The sequence below is a fragment of the Candidatus Hydrogenedentota bacterium genome (genome assembly GCA_018005585.1).
Classification (GTDB): Bacteria; Hydrogenedentota; Hydrogenedentia; order Hydrogenedentales; family JAGMZX01; genus JAGMZX01.
Map to the genome: position 1 here is coordinate 2,474 of JAGMZX010000168.1, position 9,605 is coordinate 12,078.

The window sequence follows — 9,605 nt, forward strand, 5'->3', positions numbered from 1 at the left end:
TCGGGGCCGTCCCCGGCGGCATTGCCGGCGTGTGGCAGACACTCCTTGACGGCGGCAAACTGCGTCTGACCGCCGCGATGCCCGGCTGGAATGAAGCCGGATTGCTGGAGAAACTGCGCCTCTACGCCTATACGGATTTCACCGTGTTGGCAATTATCGTGGGCTTTACGCTCGATAAATTCGGCAATTACTGCGCCGACCAGGTGCTCGTTCAACGGTATCTGGCCGCGCGGTCGCTCGAAAGCGCGACTCGGGGCTTCCTGCTGAACTGCTTCACTTTTTCCATCTACTTCACGTTGATGACGTTTGTGGGATTGGCCCTGTTCGCGTTCCGCCAGCACACGGCGTTGCCTCCCGGGCTCAAGCCGGACGCCCTATTCCCCTATTTCATCGCGCATTATCTGCCGCCGGGCGCGGCGGGGCTGCTTCTGAGCGCCATTATGGCCGCGGCGATGTCCAGCCTCGATTCCGGCGTCAATTCGTGCATTGCCGCGATTACAAACGATTTCTACCATCGCTTGTGGCGAGGTCATGCGAGCCTCGAAAGCACGCAGGCCGACCCCGAGGCAAACGCGGCGCGCATGCGTCTGGCGCGTCTGAGTACCGTGGGACTGGGCGTGCTTGTCATTGCGCTGGGCTGTGTCGTGGGCCACTTGGGCGACGTGTTTGAATTGGCGCTGAAGTTGATAAACGGATTCATCGGCCCGCTGTTCGGCGTGTTTCTGCTGGCTGTTTTTACGCGGCGCAGCCGGGCCGGCTGCGTGTTCTGGGGCATGCTGGCCGGGTGCCTGGTCACCGGCGTAAGCATCCTCGCGGAGCCCCTGGCGCTTGGCCTGGCGGCGCGCGGCCTGGACACGTCCGCGAGCATCATGCGCCTCTTTGACATCGGGTTCCTCTGGACCAGCGCGCTGGGACTGTTGGTCACGCTTGCGGGCAGCTACACGTTAAGTCTGGTCCTTCCCGGCGAAAACCACGAACCGGAACGCCACGGGCCGTAACCGGCTCCCGTTTCCATGCAGGGATGCGTGTTTCCGGCAAACACGATTGAAAAGGGTCGAATCCGGCGCTAGAATGCCGCACGAGTGTGCGCCGTATAAGTACCGGGGGAAAGACACCCGGAGTCCATAACCCGAGAAGGAGAAGGTTCCATGGCAAAGCTGGCCATTAACGGCGGCGCGCCGGTGCGCGCGCCGGGTGGAAAGTTGGCTGCGTGGCCGATAAGCGACCCGGTGGACGCCGCGCTCGTCGCGCGGATTACGAAGTCGAACCGGTGGTCGTTCGATGGCAAGTACGAGTGGGAATTCGCGGAGAAGTTCACGAAATACCAGACGGCAAAGTACGGTCTTTGCTGCGCGAATGGCACGGTCGGCATCCAGATCGCTCTGGAGGCGCTCAATATCGGCGCGTATGACGAGGTGATCGTGCCCGGCATCACGTGGCAGGCGACGGCGTCGGCCTGTCTCGACGTGAACGCCATCCCGGTATTGACGGATGTCGAGCCGGAGACGTGGTGCCTGGACCTGAAGCAGGTCGAGGCGAATATCACGCCACGCACGAAGGCGGTCATCGTGGTGCACCTGTACGGCAGCACGTGCGACATCGACGGGCTGGTCCGCCTCTGCAAGAAACACCACCTGTACTTGATCGAGGACTGCGCGCATCAGCATGGCACGTTTTGGAAGGGCAAAGGCGTGGGCTCCTTCGGCGACGTCAGTTCCTGGAGCTTCCAGGAGTCCAAGGTCCTGTCTTCCGGCGAAGGCGGCTTCAACATGTGCAAGACGAAAGAGCTGTTCGAGAAGATCTATTCGCTGCGCAATTGCGGCCGGCCCTATCCCGCATGCCCGCCCGTGTTCGGACTGAAAAAGCCGTCCGCCATGGAGACCGCATTGCACTCGGGCAATTACCGGCTGACGGAATGGCAGGCGGCCCTGTTGCTCGGCGGCCTGCGCCGCATGGACAGGCAGGTGAAGTTGCGCGACAAGAACGCCGTTTATCTCAACAGTCTGCTCGCGGAAATACCCGGCGTGTCGCCCATGGGCCGCCGCCCGCAAATCACGCAACAGAGCTACTTCAATTTCGCGTTCCAGATCGACCCGAAAGAACTGGGCGTGAGCAACCACGTCTTCTGCGCCGCGCTCAACGCGGAGTTGAGCATGAGCGACGCCTTCGAGCCGCCCTATGAGCCGCTGAACAAATGCGGCTTGTACAAGCCGCTGACAAAGGCGCGCTACCACATCAGCAAGCAGTTCATGAAGGCCATCGAACCCGGGCGGTTCAAACTCCCCGCCTGCGAGGACGCTCATTTCCGGTCCGGTGTCTGCATCCATCATGTCATGCTCATGAACACGAAGAAGGAAATGGACCAGATCGCGGAAGCGGTATCCAAGGTCGTTGCGAACAAGGCCGAATTGAAGCACGTGAAGGGTGGTTCGGGCCGCAAGTACCGCCCGCTGGCGATCTAACCCGCGCAAGCGCGGACGAGAGACCATGAACGGAATGTTGCCGCTGGCCGCCGCTGTATTCGCGGCGGCCACGTCTGACCCGGCGCTGTTTGGCCGGTACGCGGACCGTACGGCTTTGTGGCAACCCGTTGGCGAAAACCTGCTGTATGGTTTCCGCAACATGTACAACCTCCACACCCTCGAAACCCCGGAAGACGCGGCCTACCCGTTCAAGGGCTGGTTCTTTGGCTGGATACTCGAAGACTGTAATCCGGGCTATCCCGGCTGCGACACCATCTGCGCCGCACGCGCCGCGAACCTCGCGGGCCCCTGGGAAGTCTACGCGGGCGAAGCAGACGGCGCGCCGTACTGGGACGCGGCTATGAATCCGTCCACGTGGGTCCCCGTGGTCACGGGCGGCGACCGGTATTACAACAACTGGCACAACGGCGACCCGTCCGTGGTCCGTGTCGGCGACACCTTCTACTTGGCTTACAGCGCCACGGGGTTCAACCTGGACGGCATCCCCTACGGCCAGCCGGGCGACACTGATTCGGATATCAGTTGCATCATGGGCGCTGCTTCGGCTGACGGCCTGCACTGGCGCCTGTCGGACGCGCCAATCCTCGTGGATAAGGCGAATATCGGTCAGGCGCCCGCCGAGCCGGGCGGTTACCAGCATCCCACGGGGCTGTACCACCGGCCTTCGCTCCTGCATGAAGACGGACGCTTCAGACTATGGTTCGACTCCAGTGTCCATGGCAAACCCTGCATGATGCTCTATGCGGAGAACACGGGCGACTTCATGAACCCCGCGGATTGGCGGATTCTCCGCGGCATGGACAACCCGTGCATCTATGAGTTTCCGAACCCGGACGTGGTGCGCGCCGGGAACGTCTATTTCGCCTATGCCGACCCGGGCGGACATCCCGGAGACGAATGGACCCGCCGCAAGACGACCGAGGCGGCTTCGACCAATGGTCTAGACTGGGTCATGCTCGGCTATATGAACGCCGACGCGGACGTGCAGGCCAATCACGTGCCCGAAGCCCTCGTGCGCGTGGAAGACGGCAAGACGTGGATCTACCTGGCCTATGCGGGCCAGAGGATGAGCGATTTCCGCTACGAATGCATCCGGATGAAGCGCCGCGAGGTGACGCGCGCCGAATGGTCGCGCATCGAGGCGCTGTGCGCCGCCTTGCCTGCGGGTCCACTACAGTTCGAGGCCCGGCCCGCAACGCCGTAATCGCCGGCGATACGATATACTGCAGTTCATGTTCTCACGCCGTTCCCCTGGATGTCCGGTATGAATGACGAACAGCCAGCGCCGCCAGCAGCGATTCCTGCGGTCTTGTTCCGCGGCCTGACGGTGCGACGCATTCTCACGGCAGCAGCGTTCGCGTTGTTGATGGCGCTCACCTACGCGCCCTTGGCGGGCGTCGGGTTCACGGACCATGACAGCATGGATACGGCATTGCACGTCTGGAAAGGACCGCGCGCTTACTTCGATTGGGTATGGCAACTCGCCGTCTATCATGGCCGCTGGCACTACCTGTACTCGTATCTCTTTGCAGCCGCGCCATTCCTTCTCGCCAGTTTCGCGTACTACAAGACGGTAGTCTATTCCTCGCTCGCGATGAACGCGCTGCTCTTCTATTGCGTGGTCCGAGAAACCACGCGGTCGCGTGAATTCGCCGGCCTGACTCTCGCGGCGTTTCTCATCAGCCTGCAAATCACGACGAACCACTGTCTGTTGACCGGCTACTTTGTGTCCTTCCATGTGTGCGCCGCCTTCGTCATGCTTTCATTCCTGCTGCTGGTGCGCTACTGCCGCGCGGGCGGCGCGCCGCGGCTCTGGGGCAGCGCGGCTTTCTTTGCGCTGGCGCTGCCGTTTCACGAGACGGTGCTGCTGTACCTCGCGTTACTTGGCCTGACGGTCCTCGCGCATGGGCGTGCGTACAATTGGGGCCTTGGCCGGATTACGAAGACCCTGCTGCCGCACGCGGCATGGGCCGCGGCATTCGTGGTCTCTTCCATGGTGTTCCGCCGGATGCATCCTTCGGAGTATGTGGGGAACGACTTTCAGTGGGCGCGGTTTTCCCTGTCCGCGTATGTGCAGACGTGGATCACCTACACCATGTCCGCCTATCCCGGCTATTTCACGCTGGCCGATGCCGAATATGCCAAGCTATTCGACCACTTCCAGCACGGACTCCACACGCAGGCGGGCACGTGGACCACGCTCCTGGTTAACATGCGTCCCGCGTGGGTGCTTCGGGCGGCTTTGACGTTCGGGCTCGCCGTTGTGCTGCTGTTTCGGTGCGAAAGTCTGACCCGGAAGCGGTTCCCGCTCATTGCCGGGGCAGGCCTGGCGCTCCTGTTGATCCCGCACGGCGTGATCAGCTTGAGCCGCCACTACGAGAACCTGGCGCTGAAGGGCGAGCGCGTCTCGACGCACATGTCCTATCTGTGCGCATTCGGTGTGGCGCTGTTGCTTGCCCTGGCTCTGGCTGTAATCGTCCGGGCGACGCCGCTCCGACGCTCCGCATGGACACGCGGATTCACGTGCGCGTGCGCGGGGCTAATGGCCGCCGCCATCAGCCTCTGCACCAGCTACTCGAATCACTTCGTCGCACTGTCGCAGCGCGCACAGACACAGAAGTGGCAGTTGATGAACAAATTCCTCGCTTCCCCGACTTTTGACGCGATTCCCGAGGAGGCCTGCCTGATAGCGCCTTCTTTGTGGGAGCCCTCCTTTAATGTGTACTACAGCCTCAAGGATTTTTCCGGCAGTCACTTGATTCCGGCGACCGCGGACACGCCCAACTACTGGGAGGCCTACTGCACGGTCAAGACGGGCAAACACCTGGATATCGCGGGTGACCGAAAGGAATTGGAGGCGTTGTTCGACAATGCCGACCTGCCGCGGCGCGCGGGCCTACTGACGTACCAGGAGAATCCCAACACCTTTTCGGCACACCTTGTGGTGATTCCTCCGCGAGCCGATGCAAACACTCCCGGCGGCGCAACGGTCGTTTTTCGCTCGTATTTCGGGGACGCTTGCGCCGCCGGCCGGGTGGATTGAAGCGTCTCCCGCAAACGGGTAGTGTGGTGCCGCGCGCGGCGGAAGGCACATCGCGCGCGTGACCGGCGAGAGGACGGGAAAGCACATGAAGCGGAATCTGGCGGCATTGACCGAGAAGGTTTTTGACCTCGTTATCGTGGGCGGAGGCATCACGGGCGCGTGCATTGCGCGAGACGCCGCGATGCGCGGGCTGTCGGTGGCGCTGCTGGACAAGGCTGACTTCGCCAGCGCGACCTCGTCCGCCTCGTCGAAGCTTATCCACGGGGGACTGCGGTATCTGCAGAACTTCGAGATCGGGCTGGTGCGCGAATCGCTGCGCGAGCGACGCATCTGGTCCCATATCGCGCCGCACATGGTGTATCCGTTGACGTTTCTCATGCCGACAACGGGCAGGAAACGCATTCGCGGCCGCATCAAACTGGCCGTAGGTCTCATGGCCTACGACTGGCTTGCGTATGACCGTAATCGCTTGGAGGACCCGGAAAAGGCCATCCCTTCTCACAAGCACTTGAGCCGCGAGGAGGTCATTGCGCTCGAACCGGACCTCGAGTCGGAAGACCTCTCGGGCGCGATGATGTTCCACGACTATCAGATGTACTCGCCGGAACGGCTCGCGGTCGAGTGCATCCAGAGCGCCGCGGCCCTGGGCGCCTGCGTCGCGAATTATGCCGAGGTAGTGCAGTTCCTGCGCGAAGAAGACCGCATCGCCGGCGTGCGCGCGCGGGACCATGCCTCCGGCATCGGCGACTTTGTCGTGCATGGCCGCATGACGGTAAACGCCGCGGGCCCGTGGGCGGATATTCTCATGGCCACGCTGTCGGACGGTCATCAGGGCCGGCAACTGATCCGCTCGAAAGGCATCCACATCCTGACCCGGCCGCTGACGCACGGCAACGCGATCGCCGTGCCTTTCGACGGCGGTCATTTCTTTATCCTGCCGTGGCGCGGCCATTCGCTCATCGGCACGACGGACACTATCTTCAAGGGCGATCCCGACGCCTTCCACGTCACCGAGAAGGATATCCTCGAATTCATCGACATCATCAACAAGGGTTATCCGGCGGCGAAACTGAAACGGGATGACGTGCTCCATTTCTACGGCGGCCTGCGCCCGATCGTGGACACGGGCGCGCCCGAAGAGGACACGGAGGATGACGAGGGCCCGGACAGCTACAACGCGAGCCGGGCGGCGGAAGTCTACGACCACGAGGCACAGGAGCATATTCGCGGCATCATAACCGCCATCGGCGGCAAATGGACCACCGCGCGCAGCGTGGCCGAGCAGGTGGTCAGTCTGACCACGCAGAAGCTCGGCCTGCCCGAGACGCCCTGCGTCACTGCCACCACGCCTACCTATGGCGGCGACGTCGGCCTCTACGGGCCATTCGTGGAGACCGTCATCGCGCGGTATCCGGCCTTGCCGCCGGAAACAGCCGAGAACCTGGCCCGCAATTATGGCAGCCGCCTGCCGGACGTCGTCGCGCTGCTCGATGCCGAGCCTGCCCTCGCCGAGCGGCTCTGTCAGCGGTTTCCCGACATCGCGGCCGAAGTGGTGTACGCTGTCCGCGAGGAAATGGCGCTCACACTCGAGGATGTGCTCTTCCGCAGAACCGGCCTGGGCACGCTCGGCTCGCCGGGCGACGAGGCCATCGGCAAGGTCGCCGACATCATGAGCCGCGAACTGGGTTGGAGCAAGACCGGGCGCACGGCGCAAATCGAGCGCGCCGCGGCCCGGTTCCTGCCGTCGTCGCGCACGCGCGCCATCGTGAACCCGCACTCGATGGGCGACCGCACCGGCGCGAACTGGCCCACAACGCTGGCCAAGCTCACCACCGTGCTCGGGCCGGTGGACTACGTGTTCACCGACGGGCCGATGGCGGCCAAACACCTGACGCGGCAGGCCTTGAAGGACGGCGTGGACCAGATCATCGCCGTAGGCGGCGACGGTACCGTGAACGAGGTCGTGAACGGTTTCTTCGAGAAAGGGGAACTCATCAATCCCGACGCGGTGCTCGCGGTGATCGCCAGCGGCACCGGCGGCGATTTCCGGCGCACGTTCTTGCTGCCCGAGAGCGTCGACGCGCAGATAGCCCGCTTCGCTCAGGGCGAGATCCGGCGCATCGACGTGGGCAAGCTCACGTACCGCGACGACTCCACGGGCGAGGAGATGGTGCGCTACTTTGACAACATAGCAAGTTTCGGCCTGAGCGGCGAGGCGGACCGCGTGGTGAACCGGCTCGGCCTCTCCAAACGGCTCGGCGGCAGGCTCGCGTTTCAGTGGGGTATGTTCAAGGCCATGTTCACCTACCGGCGTCAGCGCGTGCGCCTTCGGGTGGACGAGGCCTTCGATCAGGTCGTCAACATCACCACCGTCGCGGTAGCGAACGGCAAGTACTTCGGCGGCGGCATGAAAGTCGCTCCGAACGCACAGCCGGACGACGGCCTCTTTGACGTGATCATCATCGCGGATGTCGGGCCGGTCGAACTGCTTGTCAAATCGCGGTCCGTCTACAAAGGCAAGCACCTGCGCTACAACAAGGTCACGGCCCTGCGCGGACGCAAGATCACCGCCTTGCCGGTAAGAGGCGCGGCGCCGGTCCTGCTCGACGTGGACGGAGAAGCCCCGGGCCGCCTGCCCGCGACCTTCGAAATCCTGCCCAAGGCTATCTGCCTGCGGTGTTAGCGGACTTCAGCAGGCCCGCCAATCGTGTCCCCTTGTGATTGCCGCCGCTGGAAAGGCTTCCCGCCTCTACGACCCGAGAATCCTGGACGCCGCCTCAGTGCCACGCTCTCTGGTCTGCCCGCGCGCCAGTTGCTTGAAATGTGGACCCCGTCGCGGGCAGGTCAACCGGCGCGCTTGTCTGCTTCCGCCCCATCCGGGACCGCAATGATGATACGCTCGTCATGCGACGGGGCGACGCGGTGTCCTGGCGGAACAACAAGACAATGCTCTTCGTCCCAGTTGCCGTCGAGAAAATCGACAACAAGGCGAGCGTCGCCCCGCAGGATATCACAATTCCAATGCAGCCATTCCGCGCATGCGCGGGTGTACGCCTGATACCGTTCCGAGTCGCCAAAACCGAGATCGACGTAGGCTGCATTGTTGTACGTCTTGAACCAGCCTTGTTCGGTCTGCATCAGGTATTCGGCGTTCTCCTCGCCGTACATTTCCGCGTACTCGCGGTAAAGCCGCTCATACCGTTCGCGGCCAGGCTGCGTAGTCGTGTCAATCCAGCCCGGGCTGTACCAATACGTGCCCGGGTGCGCGTCAAAGTACTCGCGGTACCGTTCCTTCGAGCCCAGCAGGAATGTGATGCAGTCGTGGCCGCGCATGATGACGAGAGGCTTGTCGCGGGCCACTACGCCGACGATTCCATTGCTGCACAGACCGTATCCGACCAGCACCGCCTCGCAGCGGCCCGGAGTCTCGTCGATAGCCGCCTGCAAGGACGTACGCAGAACGTCCGGCGTATTGTGCAATCCCTGTTCCAGAAAACGGAACTCGAATACGTTTCGCGACAGTGCCGCGAAATGGCACAGTTCACGCCAGAGCACATGGCAACTGACCACGTACAACCGTTGCGGTGTGCATGGATCAGAATCATCAACGCGCATGAGACCTTCCTGCGTTTTCTGCGTGGTGTCAGCGGTTTGGCCGCGCGCTAACCCTTCTTCGCGGGGCTGTGAATTGAAATGAATATGATGGTCTGCCGGGGCGGCGGAATCCTTCCTCGCACCGCTGCTTCTTGAACCTGCGGCGAGAAAAGGGCGGCCAGCCCGTTCGGACCGGCCGCCCCGCAAGCATTGCGGACCATGCAGCTCGTTACGCGCCTATGCCAGGCCAGGGCAGAAGCCGTCTTCCGTCCCATCTTCCGGACAATAGTGGTAGCCGCCGCTGTTGTAGAACTGGATTACGCGCAACAGCTCCGTCAGCTTGATCTGCCAGTCCGGTCCGCTCGGCGAATAGTCGCTGTCATGAGGACAGCAGGCCGTATTCGCACCCGGTCCGGGCACGTAACCGTCTTCCGTGCTGCCGGGGTCGTCGGCGCAATGGAAGCCGCCGCTGTTGTAGAACTGAA

Annotated in this window: 7 protein-coding genes; 5 read left to right on the top strand and 2 right to left on the bottom strand. The window is 62.8% G+C overall.

The window, feature by feature from the left end; genetic code table 11:
• From KA184_20545 to KA184_20565, 5 genes are all read left to right on the top strand, one after another.
• Positions 1-998, top strand: a 998-nt coding sequence (locus KA184_20545) for a hypothetical protein (GenBank protein ID MBP8131976.1), incomplete at its 5' end; no start/stop codon positions are given.
• 150 nt (positions 999-1,148) lie between these two features.
• Complete coding sequence (locus KA184_20550) at positions 1,149-2,462, top strand: DegT/DnrJ/EryC1/StrS family aminotransferase (protein MBP8131977.1); 1,314 nt, start codon at positions 1,149-1,151, stop codon at positions 2,460-2,462.
• Between the two features lie 25 nt (positions 2,463-2,487).
• On the top strand, positions 2,488-3,687 hold the full coding sequence (locus tag KA184_20555; protein MBP8131978.1) for a hypothetical protein: 1,200 nt from the start codon (positions 2,488-2,490) through the stop codon (positions 3,685-3,687).
• A 60-nt stretch (positions 3,688-3,747) separates the two neighbouring features.
• Positions 3,748-5,526, top strand: coding sequence for a hypothetical protein (locus KA184_20560; GenBank protein ID MBP8131979.1), 1,779 nt, complete (start codon positions 3,748-3,750; stop codon positions 5,524-5,526).
• A gap of 85 nt (positions 5,527-5,611) precedes the next feature.
• Positions 5,612-8,209: an FAD-dependent oxidoreductase gene (locus KA184_20565; protein ID MBP8131980.1), complete on the top strand. Its 2,598-nt coding sequence runs from the start codon at positions 5,612-5,614 to the stop codon at positions 8,207-8,209.
• A gap of 161 nt (positions 8,210-8,370) precedes the next feature.
• Here the strand turns inward: KA184_20565 and KA184_20570 are convergent, their stop codons facing one another.
• Entirely contained in the window at positions 8,371-9,141 is a 771-nt protein-coding gene (locus KA184_20570; protein ID MBP8131981.1) for a DUF1638 domain-containing protein, read from the bottom strand.
• A gap of 216 nt (positions 9,142-9,357) precedes the next feature.
• On the bottom strand, positions 9,358-9,605 hold a 248-nt coding region (locus KA184_20575; protein MBP8131982.1), incomplete at its 5' end, for a hypothetical protein.